The 26,985-nt window shown below is 70.0% G+C and carries 23 protein-coding genes; 8 read left to right on the forward strand and 15 right to left on the reverse strand.

Annotation, left to right across the window (positions count from 1 at the left end; genetic code table 11):
* The first annotated feature begins 25 nt into the window (after positions 1–25).
* Entirely contained in the window at positions 26–1,075 is a 1,050-nt protein-coding gene (locus tag ACZ6CL_RS13855; protein WP_468935395.1) for a rhamnogalacturonan acetylesterase, read from the forward strand.
* Positions 1,072–3,036, forward strand: a complete 1,965-nt coding sequence (locus ACZ6CL_RS13860; RefSeq protein WP_468935397.1) for a DUF2264 domain-containing protein — start codon at positions 1,072–1,074, stop codon at positions 3,034–3,036. The genes ACZ6CL_RS13855 and ACZ6CL_RS13860 overlap by 4 nt, the downstream gene beginning before the upstream one ends.
* Positions 3,037–3,084: 48 nt before the next feature.
* Here the strand turns inward: ACZ6CL_RS13860 and ACZ6CL_RS13865 are convergent, their stop codons facing one another.
* Positions 3,085–3,933, reverse strand: coding sequence for an IclR family transcriptional regulator (locus tag ACZ6CL_RS13865; RefSeq protein WP_468935399.1), 849 nt, complete (start codon positions 3,931–3,933; stop codon positions 3,085–3,087).
* Between the two features lie 247 nt (positions 3,934–4,180).
* On the opposite strand from ACZ6CL_RS13865, the gene ACZ6CL_RS13870 reads away from it, so the two are divergent.
* From ACZ6CL_RS13870 to ACZ6CL_RS13885, 4 genes are read left to right on the forward strand one after another with little or no spacing between them, the layout of a single operon-like run.
* Entirely contained in the window at positions 4,181–4,990 is an 810-nt protein-coding gene (locus tag ACZ6CL_RS13870) for an ABC transporter substrate-binding protein (protein ID WP_468935401.1), read from the forward strand.
* A gap of 49 nt (positions 4,991–5,039) precedes the next feature.
* The gene (locus ACZ6CL_RS13875; RefSeq protein ID WP_468935404.1) at positions 5,040–5,780 is read left to right on the forward strand and encodes an amino acid ABC transporter permease; all 741 of its coding nucleotides are present in this window, start codon (positions 5,040–5,042) and stop codon (positions 5,778–5,780) included.
* Complete coding sequence (locus ACZ6CL_RS13880; RefSeq protein WP_468935432.1) at positions 5,780–6,430, forward strand: amino acid ABC transporter permease; 651 nt, start codon at positions 5,780–5,782, stop codon at positions 6,428–6,430. The genes ACZ6CL_RS13875 and ACZ6CL_RS13880 overlap by 1 nt, the downstream gene beginning before the upstream one ends.
* Entirely contained in the window at positions 6,430–7,200 is a 771-nt protein-coding gene (locus tag ACZ6CL_RS13885; protein WP_468935435.1) for an amino acid ABC transporter ATP-binding protein, read from the forward strand. Before ACZ6CL_RS13880 ends, ACZ6CL_RS13885 begins: the two co-directional genes overlap by 1 nt.
* Positions 7,201–7,219: 19 nt before the next feature.
* On the opposite strand, the gene ACZ6CL_RS13890 is transcribed toward ACZ6CL_RS13885, so the two are convergent.
* The 8 genes from ACZ6CL_RS13890 to ACZ6CL_RS13925 form a co-directional block, all read right to left on the reverse strand.
* The gene (locus ACZ6CL_RS13890; protein WP_468935437.1) at positions 7,220–10,171 is read right to left on the reverse strand and encodes a glycoside hydrolase family 2 TIM barrel-domain containing protein; all 2,952 of its coding nucleotides are present in this window, start codon (positions 10,169–10,171) and stop codon (positions 7,220–7,222) included.
* Positions 10,172–10,183: 12 nt separating this feature from the next.
* Positions 10,184–11,077 (reverse strand): carbohydrate ABC transporter permease, encoded by an 894-nt coding sequence (locus ACZ6CL_RS13895; protein ID WP_468935440.1) that lies wholly within the window; start codon positions 11,075–11,077, stop codon positions 10,184–10,186.
* On the reverse strand, positions 11,074–12,054 hold the full coding sequence (locus ACZ6CL_RS13900; protein ID WP_468935443.1) for a carbohydrate ABC transporter permease: 981 nt from the start codon (positions 12,052–12,054) through the stop codon (positions 11,074–11,076). Before ACZ6CL_RS13900 ends, ACZ6CL_RS13895 begins: the two co-directional genes overlap by 4 nt.
* A gap of 23 nt (positions 12,055–12,077) precedes the next feature.
* Positions 12,078–13,334, reverse strand: a complete 1,257-nt coding sequence (locus tag ACZ6CL_RS13905) for an ABC transporter substrate-binding protein (protein ID WP_468935446.1) — start codon at positions 13,332–13,334, stop codon at positions 12,078–12,080.
* Between the two features lie 183 nt (positions 13,335–13,517).
* The gene (locus ACZ6CL_RS13910; RefSeq protein ID WP_468935449.1) at positions 13,518–14,789 is read right to left on the reverse strand and encodes an ROK family protein; all 1,272 of its coding nucleotides are present in this window, start codon (positions 14,787–14,789) and stop codon (positions 13,518–13,520) included.
* A gap of 183 nt (positions 14,790–14,972) precedes the next feature.
* Positions 14,973–16,574: a penicillin-binding transpeptidase domain-containing protein gene (locus tag ACZ6CL_RS13915; protein WP_468935452.1), complete on the reverse strand. Its 1,602-nt coding sequence runs from the start codon at positions 16,572–16,574 to the stop codon at positions 14,973–14,975.
* Between the two features lie 39 nt (positions 16,575–16,613).
* Positions 16,614–16,769, reverse strand: coding sequence for a hypothetical protein (locus tag ACZ6CL_RS13920; RefSeq protein WP_246096865.1), 156 nt, complete (start codon positions 16,767–16,769; stop codon positions 16,614–16,616).
* A gap of 195 nt (positions 16,770–16,964) precedes the next feature.
* Positions 16,965–17,723: a DeoR/GlpR family DNA-binding transcription regulator gene (locus tag ACZ6CL_RS13925; RefSeq protein ID WP_468935455.1), complete on the reverse strand. Its 759-nt coding sequence runs from the start codon at positions 17,721–17,723 to the stop codon at positions 16,965–16,967.
* A gap of 82 nt (positions 17,724–17,805) precedes the next feature.
* Here ACZ6CL_RS13925 and ACZ6CL_RS13930 point away from each other — a divergent pair, with 82 nt between their 5' ends.
* Complete coding sequence (locus tag ACZ6CL_RS13930) at positions 17,806–19,017, forward strand: MFS transporter (RefSeq protein WP_468936033.1); 1,212 nt, start codon at positions 17,806–17,808, stop codon at positions 19,015–19,017.
* Complete coding sequence (locus tag ACZ6CL_RS13935; protein ID WP_468935459.1) at positions 19,014–19,898, forward strand: aminoglycoside phosphotransferase family protein; 885 nt, start codon at positions 19,014–19,016, stop codon at positions 19,896–19,898. Before ACZ6CL_RS13930 ends, ACZ6CL_RS13935 begins: the two co-directional genes overlap by 4 nt.
* A gap of 5 nt (positions 19,899–19,903) precedes the next feature.
* On the opposite strand, the gene ACZ6CL_RS13940 is transcribed toward ACZ6CL_RS13935, so the two are convergent.
* The 6 genes from ACZ6CL_RS13940 to ACZ6CL_RS13965 all read right to left on the reverse strand — a co-directional run bounded on the left by ACZ6CL_RS13940 (position 19,904) and on the right by ACZ6CL_RS13965 (position 26,893).
* The gene (locus ACZ6CL_RS13940; protein WP_468935461.1) at positions 19,904–20,611 is read right to left on the reverse strand and encodes a haloacid dehalogenase-like hydrolase; all 708 of its coding nucleotides are present in this window, start codon (positions 20,609–20,611) and stop codon (positions 19,904–19,906) included.
* A 161-nt stretch (positions 20,612–20,772) separates the two neighbouring features.
* Entirely contained in the window at positions 20,773–20,970 is a 198-nt protein-coding gene (locus ACZ6CL_RS13945; protein WP_468935463.1) for a DUF397 domain-containing protein, read from the reverse strand.
* Positions 20,971–20,982: 12 nt separating this feature from the next.
* Positions 20,983–21,156 (reverse strand): Scr1 family TA system antitoxin-like transcriptional regulator, encoded by a 174-nt coding sequence (locus ACZ6CL_RS13950; RefSeq protein WP_468936035.1) that lies wholly within the window; start codon positions 21,154–21,156, stop codon positions 20,983–20,985.
* A gap of 97 nt (positions 21,157–21,253) precedes the next feature.
* Complete coding sequence (locus ACZ6CL_RS13955) at positions 21,254–21,616, reverse strand: hypothetical protein (RefSeq protein ID WP_468935465.1); 363 nt, start codon at positions 21,614–21,616, stop codon at positions 21,254–21,256.
* 1 nt (position 21,617) lies between these two features.
* On the reverse strand, positions 21,618–26,303 hold the full coding sequence (locus tag ACZ6CL_RS13960; RefSeq protein WP_468935468.1) for a putative T7SS-secreted protein: 4,686 nt from the start codon (positions 26,301–26,303) through the stop codon (positions 21,618–21,620).
* Positions 26,303–26,893 carry a hypothetical protein gene (locus ACZ6CL_RS13965; RefSeq protein ID WP_468935471.1) on the reverse strand — a complete coding sequence of 197 codons (591 nt, stop codon included), beginning with the start codon at positions 26,891–26,893 and terminating at the stop codon, positions 26,303–26,305. The genes ACZ6CL_RS13960 and ACZ6CL_RS13965 overlap by 1 nt, the downstream gene beginning before the upstream one ends.
* Positions 26,894–26,985: the final 92 nt, after the last annotated feature.

Genomic DNA, 26,985 nt, shown 5'->3' on the forward strand with positions numbered 1-26,985 from the left:
CACGCGCCGAGCTGAGGAGCCTGACATGAGACGCGCCGGTACCGGACTGCTGGCCGCCACCGCCTGCCTCGCCCTGCTGCCCTGCGCCCCGGCGTGGGCCGGAACGTCCGGACACCACCCCGGCCACGCCCTCCGCGACTGCACCGGCACCGCACCCGTCGTCTGCCACCTCGACGTCGCCCCGGGGACGTACGACGTCACGGCCGTCCTCGGCGGCGCCGAGGCGGGCAGCACCGCCGTGACCGCCGAGTCGCGGCGCACGCTGCTGCCCGCCACACCGACCGCCGCCCGGCAGCGGCTGAAGGTGACCTTCACCGTCGATGTGCGCGAGCCGGAAGGGGAGCCGACCGGGCCGAGCGGATCACCCGGGCTCGACCTCACCTTCGGCGGCGACGCGCCCCGCCTCACCGATCTGAAGGTCACCGCGAGCCGCCGCCCGCAGCTCTTCCTCGCCGGGGACTCGACCGTCTGCGACCAGATCGCCGCCCCGTACACGGGCTGGGGGCAGCAGCTTCCGCAGTTCTTCCGGGGTGGTCTCTCGGTCGCCAACTACGCCGACTCCGGAGAGGGTTCCGGCTCCTTCCTCTCCGACCCCCGGCTCTTCCCCACCATGCGGCCGCTGATCCGCAAGGGCGACACCGTCCTCATCCAGCTCGCCCACAACGACAAGCAGACGACCGCCGCCGACTACCGCGCCAACCTCACCGCGCTGCTCGACGGGGTGCGGGCACGCGGCGGCAAGCCCGTGCTCGTCACGCCCATCGTGCGCCGCTGGTTCAACGACGACGGCACCCTCGACAACGGCACCGCACTGCACGTCAACGGCCTCGGCGTGAACCTGCCCGCTGAGATGCGCGCCCTCGCCGCCGAGCGGCGCGTCCCCCTCATCGACCTCACGGCCCTCACCCGGCAGCTGGTGGAACGGCTCGGCCCGGAGGACTCCAAGGCGCTCTACCTCTACAACGAGGCCCGGGACAACACCCACACGTCCGCCCACGGCGCCACCGAGTTCGCCCGGCTGGTGCTCGGCGAGCTGCGCGAGCGGCGCCTCGTCCCCGGCGGGGTGATCCGGTGACGCACACCCAGGGCACCCACCCGTTCCCGCTGCCCGCCGAGGACCGCGCCACCAGCCCGTACACCGGGTGGACCCGGGCCCACTGGGAGGCCGCCGCCGACGGGCTGCTCGCCGCCGTCACCCCGTACGCCACCCCCGGCCAGGCCCTCTACCAGCTGCCGGGCCTCCGGCCGAGCTGGTCCGGCGCCCGCTCCGACGGGCTCGAGGGGTTCGCCCGCACCTTCCTGCTGGCCGCGTTCCGCGTCGCGGGCGCGCGCGGCGCCGATCCGCACGGCCTGCTGGAGCGGTACGCGGCCGGGTTCGCCACCGGCACCCGGCGGCCCGGCGGCGACGGACCCGAGGACTGGCCCCGGATCGCCGACCGCAGCCAGCCGCTGGTCGAATCCGCCTCGATCGCGCTCGGGCTGCGGCTCACCCGCCCCTGGCTGTGGGACCACCTCGACGACGGCGTACGCCAGCGCGTCGGCGCCTGGCTCACGGACGCGCTGACCGCCACCCCCGTGCCCACCAACTGGGAGCTGTTCCCGGTGGCCGTCGGCGGCTTCCTCGCCGAGGCGGACGTGGCACCGGAGGCCGCCCGCGCCGCCGTCGCCCGGGGCCTTACGCGCATCGAGCCCTGGTACACCGGCGACGGCTGGTACAGCGACGGCGCCAACCGCGCCTTCGACTACTACAACGGCTGGGCCCTGCACCTCTATCCGGCCCTCGACGCCTGGCTGTCCGGCGACACCGAGCGGCTCGCCCGCTACGGGCAGCGGCTGGCCGCCCACCTCGCCGACTACGCCCACCTCTTCGGCGGCGACGGCGCCCCGCTCCACCAGGGCCGCTCGCTCATCTACCGCTTCGCGGCCGCCGCCCCGCTGTGGCTGGGCGCCCTCACCGGGCACACCCCGCTCACCCCGGGCACCACCCGCCGCCTCGCCTCCGGCGCCCTGCGCCACTTCGTCGACCGGGGCGCGGCATCCGAGGGCGGGCTGCTGTCACCGGGCTGGCACGGCCGCTACGAGGAACTGGCCCAGCCCTACTCCGGCCCCGCGTCCCCCTACTGGGCCGCCAAGGGCTTCCTCGGGCTGCTGCTCCCGGACGACCACGCGGTGTGGACGGCCCGCGAGGAACCGGGGCCCGCCACCGCCGGCGGCGACCTCACCCGCGCGGTGCCCGGCCCGAACTGGCTGCTCCAGTCCACCACGGCCGACGGTGTGGTGCGCCTCCACAACCACGGCAGCGAACACCTACCGCCGCCCGGCGACCCCGACCAGGACGACCCGTACTACGCCCGGCTCGCCTACTCCACGGTCACCGGCCCCGTCCCGTACGGCGCCGCGCCCGACAACCACTTCGGCCTGCTGAGCGGCGGCGGCGACCGGGTCTCCCTGCGGGCCGAGCTGGAGCCCCTGGGCACCGGGGAGGGCTGGGCCGCCTCCCGCCACCGCGCCCGGGTGGTGGGGGAGGAGCGGCCGGAGGAGGTCCGGATCACCGGGCTGGTGCTGGCGCACGGCGCGGCGGAGGTCCGCGTCCACCTGGTGGCGGGGGCCGCCCCGGGCCACGCCGTACGCCAGACCGGCTGGGCGGCCCCGGAGGACCCGGAGGCCGTGGACAGCCCGGACAGCGACAGCCCGGACAACGGCCCGCGCTCCGAACTCCTGCCGCTGCACGGCCTGCTCACCGCCGATCCGCTGCCCGCAGCCGCCACGGCCTTCACCGGCCACGCCGTCGCCCCCGCCCTCACCGGCGAGACCACCGGCGGCGCGGCCGGGGACCTGTTCGTCTGTCTGGCCCGGCTGACGGCCGAACCGGACCCGCCGCCGCTGGAGACGCTGGCCCGCGTGGACGTGGCGCTCGCCGCCGACGGCTATGAGGTCCGCGTCGCCTGGTGGGACGGCGCCGCCTACCGCGCCCGCCTGTCGGCGGAGGCGGTCCGGGTCGACCCGTCGATCCCGGCGCCGGTCAGCCGAAGCTGACCCGCTCCAGCCAGAAGCCGAGCACCGGCGCCGGCCGCCGCCGAGCGGCTACGGCGCGGGGGCGGGCGGGAGCGTGCCGCCGAGGCGTTCGGAGAGGGCCTTCGTCGAGGCGAGGAGGCTCTCGCCGATCTCGGCGACGCGGTCCCGGGTGACGCGGGAGGCGGGACCGGAGACGCTGATCGCGGTGGCGACCGCCCCGCTGTGGTCGAAGACCGGCGCGGCGACGCAGCGGATCTCCTTCTCGTTCTCCACGTCGTCGATCGCGTACCCCCGCTCCCGCACGGCGGCCAGCTCGGCGCGCAGCCACCCGGCGGTGGTGATGGTGGCCGGGGTGCGGGACGGCATGCCCCGCGCGATCACCTGGTCCACCACGGCGGGGGAGGCGTAGGCGAGGAACACCTTGCCGACGGCGGTGCAATACGCGGGCTGGCGGCTGCCGATGCGGGAATGCATGCGCACCGGCTGGGGGCTTTCGACCTTGTCGATATAAACGATCTCCGGTGGATCGAAGATCACCAAGTGGACCGTTTCCCCTATGCCGTCGACGAGTTCATGCAGATGTGGGGCCGCGGTTTCACGGAAGTCCAGCCGCTCCAAATAGACTTGACCGAGAAAGGCGTTCTGCGGGCCCAGTCGATAGCGCCCGTTCTCGGCGTCCTGGTCCACCAGCCGCACCTCCCGCAGCGGTGCCAGCAGCCGCAGGATCGTGCTTTTGCTGAGACCAAGACCCTCGGCCAGATCGGTGAGCGTCGCCCCGCGCGGATGCCCTCGGTCCTCGGCCAGGAACATCACGATGGACAGCGCCCTGCGCAGCGACGACGAGGTGTTGCGACCAGGTCCGGACCCGGCGGGCCGGTCGTCCTGGCCGCCGTGGGCGGTGTCCGGCCGAGATGTCATGCGGGGAAGGTAGCCGACCTCCCCGTTTTTGCATAGCAGCACCGGATACCGGAATTCGAAATCCACCATTGACGGCCTTGACCGGCTCGGTTAGCTTGTGCGCACCCAATACGGAATTTGATTCTGCATTGCAGAATCCCCAGAGCCCGACGGTCATCGACGATCGCGGCCTCGATGATCTGTCTCGCTCTTTTTCACCCCCGAAGGGAGTCCCACCATGGGACGACGACGCCCTCATGCCCGCAGAATGGCCGCGATCTCCGTGAGCGCCCTCGCCGCCACGTCCCTGCTCGCCGCCTGCTCCTCCAGCCAGAGCCCGGCCTCCCAGTCGCGGAATTCCACCCTGCAGAAGGTGACCCGCAGCGGCACCCTGCGGGTGGCCAGCTGTCTGACGTTCCCGCCCTTCGGGTCGACGGACAAGGGCAACAAGCCCCAGGGCTTCGACGTCGATGTCGCCAAGGCCATGGCCAAGGCCCTGGGCGTCAAGGCGAAGATCGTCGACACCACCTCCGCCAACCGCATCCCCAATCTGCGCACCCACAAGGTCGACGCGGTGATCTGCAACTTCACCACCACCGCCGAGCGCGCGAAGCAGGTCGCCTTCAGCGATCCGTACATCGTCGCCGGTGAGGTGCTGATGGTGAAGAAGTCCAGCGACATCGCGAGCCTCAAGGACCTCTCGGGCAAGAAGGTGGCGGTCACCAAGGGCTCCACCAACGGCGCCGCCGTCAAGGAGGGCAACCCGAAGGCGCGGATCCAGGAGTACGACACCTCGGCGGCCGCCGTGCTCGCGGTCAAGCAGGGCCAGGCCGACGCCATGGTCGAGGACTCCAACTTCCTCAACTACCAGGCCAAGCTCGACCCCTCCCTCAAGGTCACCAAGGACTCCGTCGTCCCGCTGGAGTACAACGCGATCGGCGTGGGCCAGGGCGACTCCGACTGGCTGCAGTGGGTCAACACCTGGCTGCGGGAGTTCAACACCTCCGGCCAGAGCGCGGACCTCTACCGGAAGTGGTTCGGCGTCAAGCCCGTGTACCCGCTCAACCCGTCCTACTGAGCCCAGCCGGGCGGCGGCACCCCCGCCGCCGCCCCCATGGAGGAACCCCATGTTCGCCGACTGGACGTACGCCCTCCAGGACTGGCCCACCTACCTCGGCGCGGCCTGGCTGTCCCTGAAGCTGTCCCTCGCCGCCTTCGTCCTCGCCTGCGCCCTCGGGCTGCTGGGCGCCCTCGCCCGCCGGTCGCGCCACCGCCTCGTCCGCGCCCCGGCCGCCCTCTACGTCGAGGTCATCCGCAACACCCCGGTGCTGCTCCAGATGTTCGTCGCCTACTTCGCCCTGCCCTCGGCCGGACTGCGCCTCAGCCCCGTCCAGGCGGGCATCGCGGCGCTCGGCGTCAACGTCGGCGCGTACCTCACCGAGATCTTCCGCGCGGGCATCCAGGCCGTCCCGAGCGGCCAGCGCGAGGCCTCCCGCGTGCTCGCCCTCAGCCCCTTCCGGACCTTCGCGCACGTCGTGTTCCCGCAGGCGCTGCGCAACGTCTATCCGGCCGTGATCAACCAGCTCGTCCAGATCATCCTGGGCTCGTCGCTGCTGTCGGCGATCTCGGTCCCCGAACTCACCGGCACCGCCATGGTGATCAACTCCCGCAACCTGCTCACCATCCAGGTCTTCGGCATCGCCGCCGTGCTCTACCTGGTGCTCACCAACCTGGTCGTGCTGGTGGCCGAGCTGATCGGCCGCGCGGCCTTCAAACCGCCGCTGCGCCCGATCCGCGCCCGCCAGTCGGTCCTGGCGGGCCTGCGGACCGCGGTCCGCCGCCTCGTCCTGATCCGCAAGGAGGCGTGATGGACTGGTCGGTCCTGTGGTCCAACCGCGATCTGTACGGCTCCGGGCTGTGGTCCACCGCCCTGCTGTCCGCCGCTGCCATCGCCGCCTGCACCCTGCTCGGCCTGGTCATCGCGGCCATCCGTACCAGCCGCGTCCCGGTCCTGGCCCAGCTCGCCCGCTGCTACCTGGAGATCTTCCGGGGCACTCCGCTGCTGGTCCAGATGCTCTTCATCTACTTCGGCGCCGCCTACCTGGGCATCGGGAACATCTCCGTCTTCGGCGCCGCCCTCCTCGCGCTCACCCTCTTCCAGGGTGCCTATGTCGCGGAGATCTTCCGCTCCGGCATCGAGGCCGTACCGCGCGGCCAGTGGGAGGCGGCGCGGGTCCTGGGCCTGACCCGCGTCCAGACCTTCGGGACGGTCATCCTGCCCCAGACCCGGGCCATCGTGCTGCCGCCGCTGGTGGGCCAGTACCTCTCGCTCGTCAAGGACACCTCGATCGCCGTCGTCATCGGCTACGCCGAACTCCTCCGCGAGGGCCAGGCCATCGTGGACCGGGACGGTCACCCGGGCATGGCGTACCTGACCATCGCCGTCCTGTACTTCGTCATCTGTTCCCCGCTGTCGGTCGTCGTCCGGCGCATGGAGAGAAAGGCCGTGACCGCCTGATGATCACCAAGTCCCCCATGGAGCGGCCCCCCGCCACCACCGCCCAGGTCGCCCTGACCGGCGTGCACAAGCGCTTCGGCGATCTGGAGGTCCTCAAGGGCGTCGACATCGAGGTCGGCGCCGGTGAGGTCGTGGTGCTCATCGGAGCCAGCGGCTCCGGCAAGAGCACCCTGCTGCGGATCATGTGCGACCTGGAGCGCGCCGACCGCGGAGAGGTCTGGGTCAACGGAGTCCCGCTGCACGACCGCAGGCGCGCGCCCGAGATCTTCGGCCACGTCGGCATGGTCTTCCAGCAGTTCAACCTGTTCCCGCACCGCACCGCGCTGGGCAATGTGACCCTCGCGCTGCTCAAGGTGCGCAAGACCGGCCGCAAGGAGGCCGAGGAGCGGGGCCGGGAGGCGCTGACCCGGGTCGGGCTCGCCGACAAGGCGGACGCCTACCCGGCCCAGCTGTCCGGCGGCCAGCAGCAGCGCGTGGCGATCGCCCGCGCGCTCGCCATGGACCCCGCCGTCATGTTCTTCGACGAACCCACCTCCGCCCTCGACCCCGAGCTCGTCGGCGAGGTCACCGGCGTCATGCGGTCCCTGGCCGACGAGGGCATGACCATGGTGGTCGTCACCCACGAGATGCGGTTCGCCCGGGACACCGCCGACCACGTGGTCTTCATGGACGGCGGTGTCGTCCTCGAACAGGGCACCCCCGAGCGGGTCTTCGGCAGCCCGGCCGAGGCCCGTACCCAGCAGTTCCTGCACCGGGTGCTGGACACCTGACCCCGGCCCGGGCCGCGGATCAGCCGAGCGGGCCGAAGGTGAACGAGAACTCCGCCGGGGCCGCCAGCAGCCGGTGCGGCTCCAGCACCCCCGGCCCGCAGGACTGACTGCCGATGCCCTGCTGACCGTGGTCGAGGTTGACCCACACCGTGTCGGGCGACGCGACCAGATCCGGGGTGTGCTCGGCCGCGTCCAGCTGCTCCGTGGTCCAGCGGCGGGCCGTGAACCAGAAGGGCGGGTGGCCCTCGATCCGCAGGCCCGTACCGTCCGGCGCGGTCAGCCGTGCCCAGCGCACATCCGCCCGCGCGCCGTTCTCCTGCGGCCGCACGTACGGCGTCTGCAGCTCGTCCACCGACAGCGCCCAGCGCCCCAGCCGGGAGGCCGCCCGGGTGTCCGGGTACGCCTCGCCGGGACCGCCGCCGAACCATTCCGCGGCGCCCAGCGCGGCCGGTACGCCGAGCCGCACGCCCAGCCGGGGCAGCGGGCAGGGCCACGCGCCGAGCGGGGTGACGGAGACGGCCAGCCGCAGCCGCTCCCCCTCCGCCGTCCAGCGGTAGACCGCGCTCAGCCCGAGGTCGGTCGCCGCCGGGGCGACCCGGGTACGGACGGTCAGCTCCCGGTCCGTGAGGTCCACCGCGTCGACCCGGTGCTGCAGCCGGTGCAGGCCCAGCTGCCGCCAGATCAGCCCGTAGCGCTCATCGGGCTGCCAGTACGCGCCGTTGTCGTTGTCGGTGGGGGCGCGCCAGAGGTCGAGCCGGGGGCCGGTGAGCGTGAGCCCGCCCAGGTCGGCGAGGGTGCCGGTGGCGGCGTCGAAGGTGCCCGGGCCGAGGACGATCCGGTCCCCGCCACGGCGCGGCGCGACCGTGGCCGCGACCGCGGCGGGCACGGGCGCGGCAGGCATGGGGGCGGTAGGCACGGCGGGCAGCTGGGCCCAGGCCACCACATGCCCCGCCTCGCCCCATGCCGTCTCGCCGGCGAGTCGCGCCTCGACCGTCCAGCGGGTCTCGCCGCCCGGCGCGGTGTCCGGGGGCGCGGGCAGCTTGAGGTCGGCGGACTCGCCGGGGGCCAGCGGCGGCACCGCCAGCTCGCCGGAGCCGACCGCTACGCCCTCGGCCTCGTACGCCCAGGTGAAGGCGAGATGAGACAGATCGGTGAAGTCGTGGCCGTTGGTGATCCGGACCGTACCCGAAGCCCCGTCGCCCTCGATCCGTACCGGCTCGATGACCTTCTTGTACTCGATCAGACCCGGGGACGGCGTGCGGTCGGGGAAGAGGAGGCCGTCGCAGACGAAGTTGCCGTCGTGCAGCTCCTCGCCGAAGTCCCCGCCGTACGCGTAGTACGGCGTGCCGCCCGCCGTGTGCTGGGCGAAGCCGTGGTCGATCCACTCCCAGACGAACCCGCCCTGCAGCCGCTCATGCGCCTCGAACAGCCGCTGGTACTCGCTGAGTCCGCCCGGCCCGTTGCCCATCGCGTGCGCGTACTCGCACTGGATGAACGGCAGCTCCCGGCGCCGCGCGTCGAGTGCGGGATCGCCCCACGGCGCCTCGTCACGGGTGCCGATCCGCGCGACCTCCTCGTGCGGCGCGTACATCCGGGAGTAGACGCCGGTGTCGGCGCAGGACAGATCGCCCTCGTAGTGGATCACCCGGGAGCCGTCGCGCTCCCGGATCCAGTCGGCCATCGCGGACAGCCCGCGCCCGGTGCCGCACTCGTTGCCCAGCGACCACATCACGATGGACGGGTGGTTCTTGTCGCGCTCGACCATGCGGGCGGCCCGGTCGACCAGCGCGGGGGTCCAGCGGTCGTCGTCGACCGGGTTGTTCCGCCAGTCGAGGTCGACGAAGCCGTGGGTCTCCAGGTCGCATTCGTCGATGACCCACAGCCCCAGCTCGTCGCACAGGTCGAGGAAGGCGGGGTGCGGCGGATAGTGACTGGTGCGCACGGCGTTGATGTTGTGCCGCTTCATCAGCTCCAGATCGCGGCGCATGGTCGCCAGGTCCAGCGCGCGGCCGGTCTCCGGGTGGAACTCATGCCGGTTGACGCCCCGGAACAGCACCCGCTGGCCATTGACCTTGAACACGCCGTCCTCGACCAGGACCGTACGGAAGCCGATCCGCAAGGCGATGGTCTCGCCCGCCGTCGTCAGGGTGCCCTCGTACAGCCGCGGCGTCTCCGCCGTCCACGGTTCGACGGGGAGCGTGGCGCTCTCCCCGGTGGCCAGGTCGAGCCCCAGCTCGGGCACGGTGACCCGGCCGCCGCCCGGCTCGGCGTCGACCCGCAGCGTGCCCGCGCCGCTGACGTGGTCGTACGAGGCGTGCGTGAAGAAGTCCGCCACGGCGCCCGCGGGGCGGTGCAGCAGCGTCACCTCGCGGAAGATCCCCGGCAGCCACCACTGGTCCTGGTCCTCCAGATAGCTGCCGGAGGACCACTGGTGCACCCGCACCGCCAGCACGTTCCCCGTCGGCTTCAGCAGACCTCCGACCGCGAACTCATGCGGCAGCCGGCTGCCCTTGAAGGTGCCCAGCTCCTCCCCGTTGAGCCAGACCCGGGCGCACGACTCGACGCCCTCGAAGCGCAGCACCGCCTGCCCGCCCGCGTCCCCGTCCGAGGGCCAGTCGCCCGGGAGGTCGAAGACGCGCAGATGGTCACCGGTCGGGTTCTCGGTGGGCACGCGCGGCGGATCCACCGGGAACGGATAGTTCACATTGGTGTAGATCGGCGCGCCGTGGCCGTGCAGCACCCAGTGCGCGGGCACCGGGATCTCGTCCCAGCCGGAGGCGTCGTAGCCCGGCCGGGCGAAGGACTCGTCCTCGGCCGCCGCGGTCGGCGACAGCCGGAACGCCCAGGTGCCGGAGAGGCTCAGCCGGGCGGCGTCGGAGCCGGGGGCCCAGGCGCGCGGCGGCAGGCATCCGGTGCCGGGGGAGACGTCCTCGTAGTAGGGAAGCGGCGGTGTGTGCTGCGTGGAGCTCATCGTTCTCCTCGGTCAGCCCTTGATACCGGTCTGTGCCACACCCTGCACGAGCCAGCGCTGCAGAAACACGAAGACGAGCACAAGTGGCAGGATCGATACGGCCGTTGCCATGAAGATCAGGTGGATGTTGATCGTCTGTGCGGTCATGTACGAGGACAGCGCGACCTGGACGGTCCACGAGTTCTGATCCTGGCCGATCACCAGCGGCCACAGGAAGGCGTTCCAGCCGCTGATGAACGTGATGACGGAGATCGCCGCGAAGAAGTTGAGCGAGTTGGGCACCACGATGCGCCAGTACGCGCCCCAGTAGCCCAGCCCGTCCACCCGGGCCGCCTCCTCCAGCTCCTTGGGGAAGCCCAGGAAGTACTGGCGGAAGAGGAACGCGGTGAAGCCGCTGAACAGCCCGGGGATGATCAGCCCGCGCAGCGAGGAGACCCAGCCGAGGGACGAGACCAGGACATAGCTCGGTACGAAGGTCACCGCCGCCGGGACCATGAGGGTGAACAGGACGGTGTACAGCACCTTGTTGGCGTGCTTGTACGGGATGCGGGCCAGTCCGTATCCGGCCAGCGAGCACACCAGCAGCGTCCCGAGGGTGTGCAGCACGGCCACCACGGTGGAGTTCCACAGCGCCCGGGCGAAGGGGACGGACGGGTCGTCGAACAGCTCCTTGACGTTCCCCCACTGGAGATCGCTGGGGAAGAACGCCCAGTCCTCGCCGGTGATGTCCGCGTCGGTGGACAGGGCGTTGCGGACGATCAGGTAGAAGGGGATGACGAACAGCACGGTCGCGACGCCGAGCGCGACGTACAGCCCGGTGCTGCTCATGACGGAGCGCGCGGTGCGCTGTTTGACCATGGAGGGTCCGGCCTGGTCCCCGAAGGGCCTCGGTGCCGTGGCGGTCACTTGTCGTCACCCCTTCCGAGGCCGAGGAACTTGCCCTGCACCAGGGTGACCATGGCGATCAGCAGGGCGAGGATCAGGGCGCCCGCGCTGGCGTGCCCGTAGTCCTGGTTGGCGCCGAGCGCCTGGAGGTACAGCTCGACCAGCGGCGGACGGCCCCAGGTGGCGCGGCCCTCGTCCAGGATGTTGTAGAACTCGTCGAACGCCTGGTACGCCGCGATGAGCAGCAGCAGGACGACCGCGACCGAGGTGGCGCGCAACTGCGGCAGGGTGATGTGGCGGAACGTCTGCCAGCCGGACTTGGCGCCGTCGACGGCCGCCGCCTCGTACAGCTCGCGCGGGATGTTCTGCAGCGCGGCCAGGAACAGGATCATGTAGAACCCGCACTGGAGCCACAGCCGGGCGGTGCAGATCACCAGCCAGTACCAGGGCGGATGGGGTGAGGCGAGCCAGGCGACGGAGTCGACGCCGAACCAGCCGAGCACGGTGTTGACCATGCCGTAGTGCAGCCCGTTGAACATCGACATCTTCCAGACCAGCGAGGCCACGACGAAGCTGCACGCGGTCGGCAGGAAGAACACCGAGCGGAAGAACGCCTTCATGAAGCGGATGCGGTGGACCAGCAGCGCGAGGGCGAGGGAGAGCGCGTAGGTGATCGGGACGATGATCGCGGCGAAGATCGTGAAGTTGATGAGGCTGTCCACGAAGTCGCCGTCGCTGAGCATGTCGGCGTAGTTGGCGAGGCCGACGAACTCGGTGGGCGCGACGGTGCCCTTCGCGTTGTACAGGCTCAGCCAGAGGCTCCAGCCGATCGGTACATAGACGAAGATGATCAGCCCGATGAGGAACGGGCCGGTGAACAGCCAGAAGTTGAGGGCGCGGCCGCGGCTGCCGCCGAGTCCGCGCGGCCGCCGCCCGGCGGGTGCCCCCTTGCGGGGCCGCGCGGGGGCGGCGCTCTGGGTGGGTGTGGTGGTCGCCATGTCAGTGGTCTTCCGGCCGCGGCCTAACCGAGCTTCTTCAGCTCGCGCTCGATCTTCTTATCGGCCTTGTCGAGCTCGGACGCGGGATTCTTGCTGTCGCGCACCGAGTTGACGACCGCGTCGAGCACGATGTTGAACATGCCCTCGGTCCAGTACGGGTCGTCGAAGATGCCGTGGCTGTTGAACAGCTCGACCGCCTCGGCCGCGACCCCGTCCTTGAGCTTGGCCGCCCCGGCGGCGATGCTCTTGCGCGCGGGAATGTGGAACCCGTAGTCCAGAGCCCATTCCTGCTGGTACTTCTTCTGCTCGATCCACAGCCACTTGACGAAGTCCTTGGCCCCGTCGACGTCCTTGGCCTTGGCGGACACGTACGTGGACCAGCCGCCGTTGTAGACCACCGGGCGGCCCTTCTTCCCGGACTTGGGGAACGGGAAGATTCCGAAGTCGTCGCCGAACGCCTTCTGGATCGCCGGTATCGCCCATATCCCGCACCACTGGATCGCGCACAGCCCCTGCACGAAGCTGGTCGGGTCCCAGGTCTCGGTCGGGGCTCCCAGCAGCAGCGACTTGCTCTTGTACAGCTCCCGCGCCTTGGTGAGCGTCTCCTCCAGCTCATCCGTGTGGTACGCGATCTTGTGGTCCTCGGTGAGGTAATGGGTGCCGTTGGACCAGACGAGCGGCTTGCTGATGGTCTTCAGGTTCTGGCCGATGTAGAGGCCCTTGATCTTGCCCTTGGTCAGCTTGTGGGCGATATCGATCAGTTCGTCGAAGGTGGTCGGGGGCTTGACCCCGGCGTCCTCGAAGAGGGACTTGCGGTAGAAGAAGAACTGCGGGTCGTCGATCATGCGGATTCCGTAGATCTTTCCGTCCACGGAATTCGCCGTGATGTCCTCCGGCAGGAAGTCATCCTTGACGTCGGCGATGATGTCGTCGAGCGGGACGATCTGCTTCGAGCGCACCAATTGCAGGTCGGGGTGGTACTCGAAGACATCCGGGCGGCCCGAACCCAGCAGGGAGGTCGCCAGCTTGGATTCGTACTCGCCCGGCACCCATTCGATGGTGACCTTCGCCTTGGAGTACGCGTCGGCGAACTTCTTGGCGGCCTGCTGGGTGCCCTGCTCCCCGTAGGCGTGGTACATCTGCTTGATCGACTTCCCGCCGCCGCCGGCGCGGCCGGTGTTCGACCCGCAGGCGGCGAGCCCGCCCAGGGCGGCCACCCCGCCGATGGCGCGCAGCACGCCGCGGCGGTCCCAATCCCTGGCATCCCTGGCTCTGTTCATTGCCGACATGTGACGTCCTTGTCTCGGTTCACGTTCTCGGTTCACGGCCAAGTGCGTTGGTGCAGCGGGACGTTAGCCATAGACGAAGACTTCGGCAAGGGGTTGGACGAAGTGGGTGGCGCGACTTTTGGGGCGGTTCGAGGGTTCGAACGACAGGGGGAGTGGGAGCGCTCCCGCGGCCCCTTACGAAGGTGTGCTGAGCGGTGTGCCGAGTAGCCGGCCGAGCTTCTTCGTGGTCGCCGCGCGGCGGTGCTTCTGGCTCACGGACGCGAGCTGGCCCTCCAGTACGAAGGTCGCCGCTCCGAGACTCACGGGGTTCGACGGGATCGGGCACAGCACGATCTCGGTGCTCGCCAGCGGACGGCCCAGCGCCCGCCCGGCCACCGCCGTGCGCACCTCGGCCAGCAGCCCTTCGCCGAGCGCGGCCGCGACCCAGCTGCTGAGCACGATCACTTCCGGGTTGAGCAGGTTGATCAGGTCGGCGAGGCCCGCCCCGAGATAGCGGGCGGTCTCGCGGACCACCCGCACGGCCACCGGGTCCCCGTCCGCCAGCCCCCGTCCCAGGGCCTGGATGGTCGCCGTCTGGTCGTCGGCGCGCAGCAGCGGACTGTCCGGGGCCAGTTCGCGCAGATTCCGCATGATGCCCGGCGCGCCGACGTACGTCTCCACACAGCCCCGGTTGCCGCAGTGGCACTGCCGCCCGTCCAGGATGAGCGTGGTGTGGCCCCACTCGCCCGCGCTGTTGCTGACCCCGCGGTGCAGCGTCCCGCCGAGCGCGAGCCCGGCGCCCACGCCCGTACCGAGGTTCACCACGACCGCGTCACCCCGGCCGCGCGCCGCGCCGAACCACTGCTCGGCCACGGTGCACGCGCGCAGCGGGTTGTCCAGGTAGAGGGGGTAGGGGATGTGATCGGCCAGCAGCCGCAGCAGCGGTACGTCGTGCCAGTCCCAGTTGGGCGCGAAGACCGACACCCCGCCCTCCCGGTCCACCTGCCCCGGCATGCTGACGCCGACGCCCAGCAGCCGGTCGGGCGCGATCCCCGCCTGCCCGGCCACGGACGCCACGGCGGCGGCGATGTGCGCCACCACCTTCGCCGGGTCGTTCTCCTCCGGGCGCTCGGGGCGCAACTCCTCGTCGGCGCGGGCCAGTACGGTCAGGGCGAGGTCGAACAGCTCGACATGGATGTACGTCTCCGCGACGTCCACCCCGATCAGCGCGCCCCCGGAGGAGTTGACGGCGACCAGCCCGCGCGGGCGGCCGCCGTCGGAGTCCTCGTAGCCGACCTCGACCAGCATGCCCAGCTCCAGCAGCTCGCCGACGAGGTTGGCGACCGTGGCCAGGCTCAGCCCGGTCGCGGCGGCCACCTCCTGCCGGGACACCGGGGATTCGGCGACGATGTGGCGCAGCACCCCGTAGCGGTTGGCGGTGCGAATGTCGCGGGACGTGCGCTTCACGCCGGAATCCCCTCTGTGGCTCGCTGGCTTTCTCGGCTGATGCCGCGCCAGGCTAGAGCGTCCGCCGAACCATAGACAACCCCTTCGCACAACCCTTGTACGAAGCGTCGGGGACGCGGAGACGCAGGAGAGACGGGGTGAACGGGGCGAGGCGGCGGGGTGGTTGGTGTCAGGCGGAGCGCGTCAGCGGGGTGCGAGCACCTGCCGTACGACGGGTCCGGCGGCGTCACCCCCGTGCCCGCCCTCCGTGACCGCGGCCGCCGCGGCCATGTCGTCCCGGTAGGCGGTGAACCACGCGTTGGTCTTCGCCTGGCCGTCGATCTCGGCCGAGCCGGTCTTGGCGCCGATGTCGCCGCCGAGCCCGGCCATCGCCGTTGCCGCGGTGCCGTTCGTCGCCGTCAGCCGCATCATGCCCTTCAGCTGCTGCACGGCCGCCGGGCTCAGACCGCGCTGGGCCGTGGCGACCGGACGCTGGTCCAGGGACTGCGGCACCAGCACCGGCTGCTTGAAGACGCCCGTCCGCACGGTGGCCGCCACCGACGCCATCGTGAGCGGATTCATCTGCACCGTGCCCTGTCCGATGACGGCCGCGGCCTTGGCGTCCCCGCCCTCCGTCGGCACCGAGCCGTCGAACGTCGTGACGCCGACCCGCCAGTCGAGCCCGATGCCGAACACCGCCCGCGCCTCCTCCGCCACCCCGTCGTCGGGTATGGAGCCCGCGAGCGAGACGAACGCGGTGTTGCAGGAGGCCGCGAAGTCCTGCGCGAAGGTGGCGCTCGGATTCTCGCTGTCCTCGACGTTATGGAACGTCATGCCCTGTGCGTACGCCGCCGTCTTCGGGCACGGCACCCGCTGGGCGGGCGTCACCTTGCCCGACTCCAGCAGGGCGGCGGCGGTGACGATCTTGAATGTCGAGCCGGGCGCCGTCTGCCCCTGTAACGCGGCGTTGAACTCGGCCCGGTCCGAGTTGGCCACCGCGAGGATCTCCCCGGTGCTGGGCTTGAGCGCCACCACGGACGCTCCGCTCCGCTTGCTCACGGCCGCCTCGGCGCGCCGCTGCACCTGCTGATCCAGCGTCGTCCGCAGGTTTCCGGGCTTGCCCTTTGCCACCACGTGCAGCGTCGTGCCGGGTGATCCGTCGGCCTTGACCACCGTCACCTCGATCCGGGCCGCGCCACCGGCCTTGTCGCCGTATCGCGCCCGCAGCGAGGTCAGCACCGGATCGAGGGACGGATGGCTGCCCTGCTTCAGCTCCTTGCCGCTCCGGTCCAGCACCCGGACCGGCTGATCGTCCGCCAGGCCCGTCTGTAACGTTTCATCAGACGCGAGCTTGGGATGGATGACCGCGGGCTTCCAGTCCACCAGCGGCTTCCCCGTCGTCCGGCCGCGCACGACGGTCAGCTCCGAGTCGTACGTCCACGTCGAGCCCTTCCCCCGATAGGCGATCTCCGCCTCGACCCGGAACGGCACCGTGGCGCTGTGGGCCTCGCCCGCCGTGAGCGTCAGCTTCGTCACCCGGCCGTCCTCGCGGTAGCGGCTGAGCGCGTTGGTCGCGCTCTGGGCGTCGTTCGTGTACGCGGCGGCCTTCAGGTCGTTCTGATCCGCCCACGCGGCCAGGAACTCCCGCGCCGTGTCCTTGACGTCGGACGGCGTCACCGCGCCGTCCGGAACCGACGGCCCGCTGCCGCCGGTCAACCCCGTGTAAAGGTTGTACCCCCCGATCCCCGCAACCCCGATGAATCCCGCTAACGCCGTACCGAGTACGACTCTCCCCGCTGCACGCATGGCGTGACCCGCCCCCAGGTGTGGTCGGCGGTCTGCTTCTCAGGCCGCCTGCTCCATCTCACCGCGCAGCGCCCGCGTGTACACCCCGAGGAGCCGCCCGTACTCCGCCCGCTCGGCAGGCCGCAGAGCCCGCCCGGCCCGGGCCCGCAGGAACACGCGGATCGCCTCGTTGGCCTGGTCGGTGGAGGTGGTCACTAAGGCAGGGCTCTGGGGAGTAGGAGTCGGACGCATGACCAATAGAGTAGGGGCAGCCACTGACAACCGCTGTGGCCTAAACCTCTCAACTGGGCTGTTACCTGCGGTATGTGAGGAACAACGCATCTCCCGCACGGGTGTTGCCCGCCGTCCCGCCTGGCATATGCCCCGGATCCGCCCGCGTGTTGTGCCTGGTCACGCCCTCTGTACGGCCAAACCGGCCGCGGTCAGCCGGTCGGTCTCCTCATTCCCCGCTGTGTCGTCCGTTACGACCGCGTCGAGGCCGGAGGCGGCGGTGACGAACGCTAGGGCGGTGCGGGTGAGTTTGGCGGCCTCCGCGACGGCGATCACGCGGCGGGACGAGGCGATGGCGGCGCGTTTCACGGCGGCGTCGTCCATGTCGTAAGCGGTCAGCCCGTCCGCGGCGGTCAGTCCGCAGCAGCCGATGACCGCGGTGTCGAAGCGAAGCGCGGCCAGCGACGCCTGGGTCAGCGGACCGGTCAGCGCCAACTCGCCCTGCCGGGGCCGCCCGCCGGGCACCAGCAGCGTCACCTGCGGGGCGCCGGTGAGCGCGTTCACCGCGTGCAGGGACAGAGGCATTACGGTCAGCCGACGGTGCTCCAGCACCCGGGCCACCTCCAGGCATGTGGTGCCACTGTCGAGGACGACGGACTCCCCGTCGGCGATCAGCCCGGCGACCTCCGCGGCGATGCGCCGCTTGGCGTCCAGCCCCTCGTGGGCGCGCAGTGCGAACGGCGGTTCCTCGCCGCGCAGCAGCAGGCTCCTCGCCCCGCCCCGGTAGCGCTCCAGGACGCCCTGCGCGGCCAGCGTCTCCAGGTCGCGCCGGATGGTCATCTCCGAAGCGCCGGTGAGCGCGGCCAGTTCGGCGACTCCGGCGCGGCCCGCGCCGCGTACGGCCTCGGTGATCTGCCTCAGTCGATCTGTGCCCGTCATGCCGCGCATTGAACACGTGCGATGCTCGAAAGGCAATCTTACGAACAAGATATGTGTTCGCTATGTTCAAGACATGCAGCGCATGGAGAGAGAACTGCGGGCCGCCCGGCTGGCCACCTTCGCCTACTTCGCCCTGAACGGCTTCCTCATGGGGATGTGGATCGTCCACATCCCCGGCATCGAGCACCGCGCGGGGACCGGCCACGCCGTGTTCGGCTGGCTCCTTCTCCTCCTCGGCGCCGGAGCCTTCGCGGCCATGCAGATCGCGGGCCCCCTCACCGACCGCTTCGGCGCCCGCGTCGTCGTACCGTTCGGCGCGGCGCTGTGCAGCGCCACCCTGATCCTGCCGGGCCTGGCCACGAACGCCTGGACGCTGGGCGCGGCCCTGCTGGTCCTCGGCGTGGGCAACGGCTGCCTGGACGTCAGCATGAACGCCCACGCCGTCCAGGTCGAACGCGGCTACGGGCGGCCGGTGATGTCCGCCTTCCACGCCACGTACTCCCTCGGCGGCGTCCTCGCCTCGCTCGTCGGGGCCCGTACGCTCGCCTGGGGCTGGAGCCCCGCGGCGACCCTCGCCGCGACGGCCGTCCTCGGTCTCGCCGTCGCCGCGGCAGCGTCCCCCGCCCTGCTGCGGCCCGCCGCCGCGCCGGGCGCCGATGCTCCTGCCACGAAGACCCGGCACAGGACACCCCGCCGCATCTGGGCGCTGGCCACGCTGGCGTTGATGATCATGCTGTGCGAAGGCGTGGCCAACGACTGGAGCGTGCTCCATCTGCGCAACGTCCTGGACGCGCCCGCCGCCACCGCCGCCCTCGCCTTCGGAGCCTTCGCCACCGCCATGACGCTCGGCCGCCTCCTCGCCGACCGCGTGGCCGCCCGGTTCGGCCCGGTGGCCATCCTCCGCTACGGCGCCTCCGCGGCCGCCCTCGGCATGACTGCGGCCGCGCTCTCGCCCTGGATCCCGCTGGCGCTGCTCGGCTGGACGGTGTTCGGCGCCGGGCTCTCCGGCTGCGTCCCCCAGCTCTTCAGCGCCGCGGGCCACACCGACCAGTCCACCGCGGGCGCCAACGTCTCTCGCGTCGCGGGCCTCGGCTACCTCGGCATGCTCGCGGGCCCCGCCGTCATCGGCCCCCTGACCCACCTCGTGCCCCTGAACCTCACCTTCTTCCTGCCGGTGGCCTTCTGTGTGATCGCCGCGTGCGCGGCGGGCATCCTGCGGACCCCCGCGCCGGAACCGCGCCCCGGAAAAACAGTTGCCCCGGTGGGCGTCCAACGGTCGGATAGTGCCCCATGAGCCCAGTGCCCCGCTTCGACGACACCCTCGTACGGCGGCTAATCGCCGGACAATTCCCGCAATGGGCGGGGCTGGACGTCGAACGGTTCCCGTCCGGCGGCACCGTCAACGCCATGTACCGGCTGGGCGACGCCAAGGCCGTACGGCTCCCCCTGGCCCCGGGCGGCGCCGCTGACGTCACGACGGAACAGCACTGGCTGCCGCGCCTCGCCCCCCAACTCCCGGTGACAATCCCCGAGGTGCTCGGCGCCGGAGAGCCCGCCGAGGGCTTTCCCTGGCCATGGTCGGTGTACGGCTGGCTGGCGGGGGAGACCCCCGAGGAAGGCGCCCTGCACGAGCCCGTCCTGCTGGCCAAGGACCTGGCCGAGTTCGTGACCGCGATGCGCGACGTGTCCCTGCCGGACGCCCCGAACGCCTACCGCGGCGGCCCCCTCACCACGCTCGACGCGGCGACCCGGGCGGCGATCGAGCAACTGCGCGCCATCCCGGAGGAGGGCGTCGACTGCGACGCCGCCCTCGCCGTATGGGACGACGCCCTGCGCACCCCCGACTGGCCCGGCCCGCCGGTATGGCTGCACGCCGACCTGATGCCGGGCAACCTCCTGGTGGACGCCGGGGGCCGGCTCACCTCGGTGATCGACTTCGGCTGCATGGGGGTGGGCGATCCGGCCTGCGACCTGTTCCCGGCCTGGGGCCTCCTGCCGCCCGACGCGCGGGCGGTCTTCCGCGACGCACTAGCCGTAGACGACGCGACCTGGACCCGCGGCCGCGCCCGCACCCTCTCCCAGGCCCTGATCGCCCTGCCGGACCACCGGAACACGAACCCAGCGATGGCGCGCAACGCCCGCCACGTGATCCGGGCGGTGCTGGGGGAAGCCTGAGGCCGCTACCCCAACCCCAGTGCTTCCGGGCTGAATTCGACGAGGCTCCCCCACACAATGTCCGCCCCGGCCCTCTGGAGTTCCGTGGCGGAGCTACGCCCACTGGCGACTCCCAGGGCCAGAGCCTCGGCATCGAGGGCCCCGCGCACATCGTGCGGCGTATCCCCGATGACGACGGTCCGTTTGCCGTCGAAGCCGTACCCATACTTCTCCGACGCCCGCTTGCGGGCCCGCCGCACGAGGTCGGCCCGATCGCTGCCGTCATCGCCGTAACCGCCGACCTCGAAGTCGAGCCCCTCACCCAGACCGAGCGCGGCCAGCTTGGTGATGGCGACGGGGCGAAGATTGCCGGTAACTGCCGATTGCACGGCACGGCGAGCCGCACACGAGGCGATGGCCTCCCGAGCACCGGGCAACACCACCCCGACCTCGCGCATCCGCCCCTCCAGCTCTTCGGCTGCCGCCGTCAGCGCGGCGTAGAACTCGCCGAACAGCGCGTCCGGCTCATCGATCCCGTTGAGACGCAGCGTCTCCACCATGATGGCCTGCTCGGTGCGCCCTGCCATGTCAGCCAGCTCCCCGAGCCGCTTGCCTGTCACCTTCTCGAAGGCCCGCTCGTAGAGGCTGCGGCTCACCCCACCCTTGATAGTGACCAACGTCTGGTCCACGTCCCAGAGGATCAGGACGGGTTCGGGGGTGTGGTCGGCAGTCATGGCGGCAGCGTAGACGCGCCGACTCGGTGTAGCGGGGGTATGCGCTCCTACGTTTGCTTGGCCCTGCGCAAGATCCTGAAAGGACGAATTCATTCCGATGCCGTGCGCAGGAGGCGCAGTGGCATACGCGTGGAGTTGCTGTCAGGTGGTCGAGGGGAGGGCTATGGCGCGCCGAAGCGACCGCGTTTGACTGCGTCGATAAAGGATCCCCAGCTCAAGGCGCCACGGCTGCGATCTCTGCTATCGCCCACTGCCGTCAAGTCATCGTCCGTGCACTGTGTCTCGACACAAGTCGGGCCCCCATCGGCGCTGTACGACGACTTGTGCCATCGGCTCTCCGGCAGACCGTGACGTATCACGCGCGTACCTCTTCACTCATGCTCAAGGTCTCGCACGACCGACGAGATCAGCTCCATGGACTGCCGCGACGATAGTGCTGCCGCCCGCAGACCGTCCAACGCCCTCCAGTACTTTTCCACGGTCGCATCCTCATCCAGATTCAGAGCACCGTCGAGATAGTCGGTATGCACGATGTCCAGGTCCAGGGGATCGGGATAGGACTACAGAGCGAACGCGCCGCCCGTACTCGTGTACGCGCCCTGGGGGCTAGGCCAGGGCCGACCCGGCTGTTGCGTAGCTCCGCTAGGAAGATGCCAGGATCTTTCGCTTCTCTGCTTCGAAAACCTCAAGCGCTTGAGGCTCGTGATCGAAATATGATTCCCAGAAACCTTGCTGACTCCACGGCTCAGGGCGCAAGGCGAACGATCCAGTATCGAACTGAACGTAGCGCCACGTGGGTGGCAGGATGGAGGAAATCACGGTGAACAGCCTGCTGTCGAAAAGGGCGGGCCCTTCTCCTTCAGTGTGCTCGACCCGGAATAGGGCGCTCTTGCCATGAGGTGCGAAAATCTCAAGAATGACGTATTCCCTGCCTTCTTTGAGTGCATCCGCGCCCTGCAGGAGTCTGGTATCCGTAGTTTGAGGTGACTCGAATCTGGCGCGCATTTTATTGCCTCCTTCTGTCCATGACGACTTTATAGTCGTAATTCAGTACTCTGCCCGTCTCGGGGTTGTAGTAGTAGTGGACCTGGAAATTCCCGTATGGGGATTGATGTGTCCTGGTCGTGTATTTGCCCCAGTCGCTGAGATTGCTGCCATCTGCTGTCATGTGATTACGGACTGCCGTATTTTGGATGTCGTCACCAGAAATGATGCGACGCGATTCCGTGATGGCCTGCGGGGTGAGCCATCCGTTCTCGTTGAAGAGGGATTCGGCAGATTTCCTTCGGAGGTGATCGGCTAGTTTTTGTCCTTCGGCGGATCCGGGTATGAAGTCTTCGTTTGCGTCTTTCCCTTCCTTGCCAAGTTCGTTCAGGCACTTTGGGGCCAGGCCAAGCGGGTCTGTCCAAGTGTGAGGATTGTGGATGTAGATCGCTGGATTGTCGGCGGGAAGTAGACCCAGGGGGTCGGGGGAGAGGTAGCGGGCGGAAGCTGGGTCGTAGTAGCGGTGGAAATTGTAGTGGAGGCCGGTTTCTGGGTCGAAGTATTGGCCGGGGAAGCGGAGGGGGGTGTAGGTGGTGCTGTTGGCGGCCCAGGTGGTGGTGCCCCAGAGGGTGGAGCGGGTGTGCCAGGCGATGGTGCCGGATTCGTCGACGAGCTCGGTGGGGGTGCCGACGAGGTCGGTGATGATGGCGAAGAATCGGGCGTCGATTTCGCGCTGGGTGGTTGCTTCGGTGATGCGTTCGGTCTGGGCTATGGGGCGCAGGCCGTCGTGGTCCCAGGTGAGGGTGATGGGGTTGGGGAGGTCTGGGGTGGTGGTGGTTTGTTCTATGAGGGTGGGGCCGTCCCACGTGAAGTCGGTTTGCTCCAGGACGGTTTCGCCGTCGGGGGCGAGGCGTTGTTTTGTGGTGCGGCGGCCGAAGGGGTCGTACTGGTAGCGCCAGAGGGTTCCGTCGGGCGTGGTGACGCTGGTGAGGCGGTCTTCTGCGTCCCAGGTGTAGTGCCAGGTGTCGGGCTTCTTCGAGAGGCGGGTCTTCTGGCGGAGGGTGAGGCGGCCCGCGTCGTCGTGTTCGTAGCGGATGGCGCCCGCGCGGGTGATGCGGGTACCGGTGTAGCTGCGTTCGCCGGTGGCCTCCTGGGGTGCACCGGTGGTGGGCCAGGTTGCTTGGGTTTGGTTGCCTGCTTCGTCGTAGGCGTACGTCTCGGTCCAGCCAGCGGCGCGGACTGTTGTCACGCGGCCTGCCGAGTCCAGGTCGAAGGTGCTCGCGCCGTTCAGACGATCGTTTACGGCGGTGATGTTGCCGTCCGCACGGTAGGTGTAGGCGCGGTGTTGGATGGGGGACGTGGTAGATGCGTCCGTGAGGGACTGGGTGGTCAGTCGGCCCAGAGGGTCCCAGGTGTTGGTGACCGTCAGGGTGTCGCCGATGTGGCGGGTCGTCTCGCGGCCCGCCTCGTCGTGTTCGGACGCGAGGGTGTGGCCTCCGGCGGTCAGGGCGGTGCGGTTGCCTGCCGCGTCGTAGGCGTACGTGGTGATCGCGCCGCTTGGCGTGACGCGGCGGGTGCGGCGGCCCAGGGGGTCGTACGAGTGGGCCAGCACGCGGCCGTTGATCATTTCCGACTTGATTCGGCCCAGGCGGTCGTGTTGGTAGACCACCTCGGTGTTGGGGCCGGTGGCTGCGGTGAGACGGCCTGCCGGGTCGTAGGTGAGGGTCGTTACCTGGTCATCGGCGGTCTTGCGGGCTATTTGGCCGAGTGTGTTGTGTTCATACGTGACGGTTTGGCCCAGGGGGTTGGTACGGCGGATCAGCTGGGCGGCCGCGTCATGTTCGTACGTGACCGTGCGGTCGTCGAAGTCCGTCTCGGAGGTCAGGCGGCCAGCAGGGTCGTACTCGTAGGACCAGGTCAGGCCCTGTGGGTTGGTGACCTGGGTGAGGCGCAGCTCAGCGTCGTGCTCGAACTCGTAGCGGACGCCGTCCGGGCCGGTGCGGGCCGCGAGCAGGTCGAAGTGGGTGTACTCGAAGGTGCTGGTGCCGCCGATGGCGTCGGTGTGGGTGGTGCAGTTGCCTTCGCCGTCGTACGTCCAGGTCTCTGTGGAGCCATCGGGGTTGGTGCGGCGGGTGAGTTTGCCTTCCACCGTCCAGGTGAGGCGGGTGGCGGACCCGACCGCGTCGGTGATGGTGATGGGGCGGCCGAAGGCGTCGCGTTCGTAGCGGGTCACCGCGCCCAGGGGGTCGGTGATCTTTACTGGGAGGCCCGCCTTGTCGCAGTGGACCAGCGTGGTTTCGTCCAGCGCGTTGGTGACGGACGACAGGTGGCCGTACGAGTCGTACGTGTAGTGCGTGGTGTGGCCCGCCGCGTCGGTGGACGAGGTGCGGCGGCCTGCCTCGTCGTACGTCTGGGACCAGGTGGCGCGATCCGGGCCGGTGATGGACGTCGGCAGGCCGAGGTCGTTGTACGTCGCCGTCGACTCGCTGCCGTCTGGGGCGGTGATCCGGGTGAGGTGGCCCGCTTCGTCGTAGGTGAGGGTGGTGGTCCGGCCCAGTGCGTCGGTGCGGGACAGAAGTCGGTTGTAGCGGTCGTATGTGGAGCGGGTGGTGTGGCCCAGAGGGTCGGTTTGGGCGATGACCTGGCAGAGGTCATTGATGACGTACCGGGTGGTGTGACCTTGGGGCGTCGTGACCGTCGTGACGCGGTGGCCGGTTGTCTGTTCGACCGCGTCGTAGCTGATGCGGACGGCTACGTGGCCCGCCTCGCCGCCCTCGGCGACGCAGCGGTCCCGGTGGTCGTAGACGTAGTCGTACCGGCGGTCGTTGGTGTCGGTCCAGGAGATGACGCGACGGTCTTCGTCGTATTCGAAGCGCAGGGGCAGGCCGGAGGAGCCCGTCACATGGGTGAGGTTGCCGTCGGTGTACGCGTAGCGGATCAGCTCCTGATCGCCGCCGTCCTCGGCGGCGCCCGCCAGGTGGAGGGCGGTGATCCGGCCCTCGGCGGTGCTGAGCTTCAGCTCGTATCCGGCGCTGTGCGCGATGGTGGTCGGGGTGCCCTCGGCGTCGTACTCGAAGGTGATCCAGTGGCCGGAGCGATCGGATATCTGCTCCAGCAGCGCGATCCCGTCGCCGCCGGGGTCCACGTCCCGTGGACCGGTGAAGTGGCGGATGCGGCCGGTGTCAGGGTCGGTGAGGGTGTAGTCGCCTTGGGGGTCGCGTTCGAGGGGCCAGCGGGGGCCTGCCTCGGGGAGGGTCGGGATCTCGGGTGCGGGGTGCGGGTAGGACAGCAGCAGCCCGTCATCACTGATGAAGACGACACCTTGGGCGTCGATCTCCAGCCGCTGGTCCGCCGTGCTCGTCCAGGACGGCCCGAACCAGCGCCCCGCCGTGTAGCCGGATTCCACCCGGCGCATGAACACCAGTGGCAACGCGCCGGGCAGGGAGACGTCGGTCTGCGGCAGGAACATCTTCCCCGTCGCGAGGTCGATCGGGTCCGTACCGTCGCACGTCTTTTCGCCGTCCTTGTGCCCACGGCCGTGCGGTCCTTCGTTGTTCAGGGTCTCGCGCGCTTTACCCTTCGGCCCGTGCCTGCCGGCGGTCGCGCCCTTGCGGGCGGCGCCGAGGCCCTTGGCGCCGAAGAGTTCGGGGAGGAGCCGTCCCGTGCCTTCGGCGGGATCCTTGGCGAACCCGTCGAGCATGCCTTTGAAGGCCTTGCCCGGGTCGCTGGCCACCGTGTGGAGTTGTGCCGCGGTCTTGTTCAGGCTCGTGTAGTACTCGGCAGGATGGGTGAGGTTGTACGGATCGAACGGGTTCACCGACCGTGCGAAGCCGACAAACCCGGCGCTGCCCTTGAGGATGCCGCCGGTGAGGTGCATCGCGTCCGCGTTCAGGCCATCCAGCCCGGCCTCGACCTGCTTGCCGTATGACGGCTTCGGCGGGGCCGCGTCCTTGGCCTGCTGGACTGCCTTGCGCGCCGCGACGACGGCCTCGTCCCGCTGGCGGCGCGCCTCGTCCAGCTTCTCCTGCGCGGCCTTCGCCTTGGCGGTGCCGGGGTCGTGGAACTCGCCCGGCTTGGTGGGCTTCTTGCCGGGGTCCTTGCCGTCGTCCGCCTTCGCGTTGTATGCCTCGGCGGCGGTGTTGTACGCGTCCACCTTGGCGTTGTGCGCGGAGCGGGCCTCCTCGGAGGCGGTCTTGGCCGCCTTGTACGCGTCGATCGCGTCCTGCGCCTGGCCCTGCGCCCACTCCACGGTCCCGGCGAAGTCCTCCAGCGCCCCGGCGGCCTTCTTGCACGCGTCCGCCGCCTTGAACCACTCCTTCGGCTTGACCGACACCTCCTCCCGGAAGGCGTTGGCGGCCTCGCCCTTCCAGTGGGAGGAGTCCAGCGCCTTCAGGCCGTTGCCGACCTTCTCGAACGCCGACTGGAAGTCCTTCAGGTGCTTCACCGTGGAGCGGATTTTGTTCACGCTGCCGTAGATGAGCTTCTTGGGGTCCTCGGTCTCCCCGAGCTGCATCTCGGCGACGTCCGCGCCCAGGTAGTTCGCGGTGGAGCGGGACTTGTCGCGGACGAAGTCCGCGCCGCTCTCCCAGCCGACCTTGTCGAGGCCGTCCGCGGTCTTGTTACCGGCCCATTCGACGCCGTCGCCGAGGGCCTCGGTGCCCTTCTCGATGGCGTTGTCCGCCCAGTCGGGCGTCAGGTCCCACCCCATCAGCGGTCGCCCTCTTCTGCCGCCTGCTGGGCGAGTTGCTCGCTGGCGTGCTGAAGGCCGGGTGCCTTCTGGGACGTCTCCTCGCCGGTGGCCTCCCAGATCTTGTTGACGTCGGCCTGGCTCTTCTCGAAGGACTCCTTGCTGTAGTCAGGGTCGTAGGTGTCGGACGAGTACAGCTCCCCCCAGCCCTTCTTGACGACCTCCTCCTCGCTCAGGTGCGGATTGCCCGCGATCGCGTTCGCGGTGACCTTGAACGTCCCCTGGGCGTACTGCTCCTGCTCCCACTGCGAGCCCGCCGCCAGTCCCACCTTCTCCGCGAGCTTGCTGGCGTCCTCGATCAGGCCGCGCACACCCCAGTCCCACAGCTCGCAGAAGTCCTCGAAGTCCTTGGCCAGGCCGTTGTGTCCGGCCTCCATGGACGTCATCGACAGATCCTCGAACCCGGCACCCATCTCCGCGTCCGACGCGGAGCCGACGTCCGCCAGTTCATCGATCGCCCCGCGCAGCCCCTTGACGATCAGCGCCTGTGAATCCTTGTCCAGAGCCAGGTCCGCGTTGCCACCCTTGGCGCCGCCCTCGCCACCGCTCACCGTTCGCCCTCCCCTTCGACACGGCCCCAATCCAACCAGCACCGTACGACACTCGGTCACCGCGAGCGATGAAGGGTAGGCGGTGTGTTCGA

This window comes from Streptomyces sp. NPDC041200 (genome assembly GCF_055591805.1).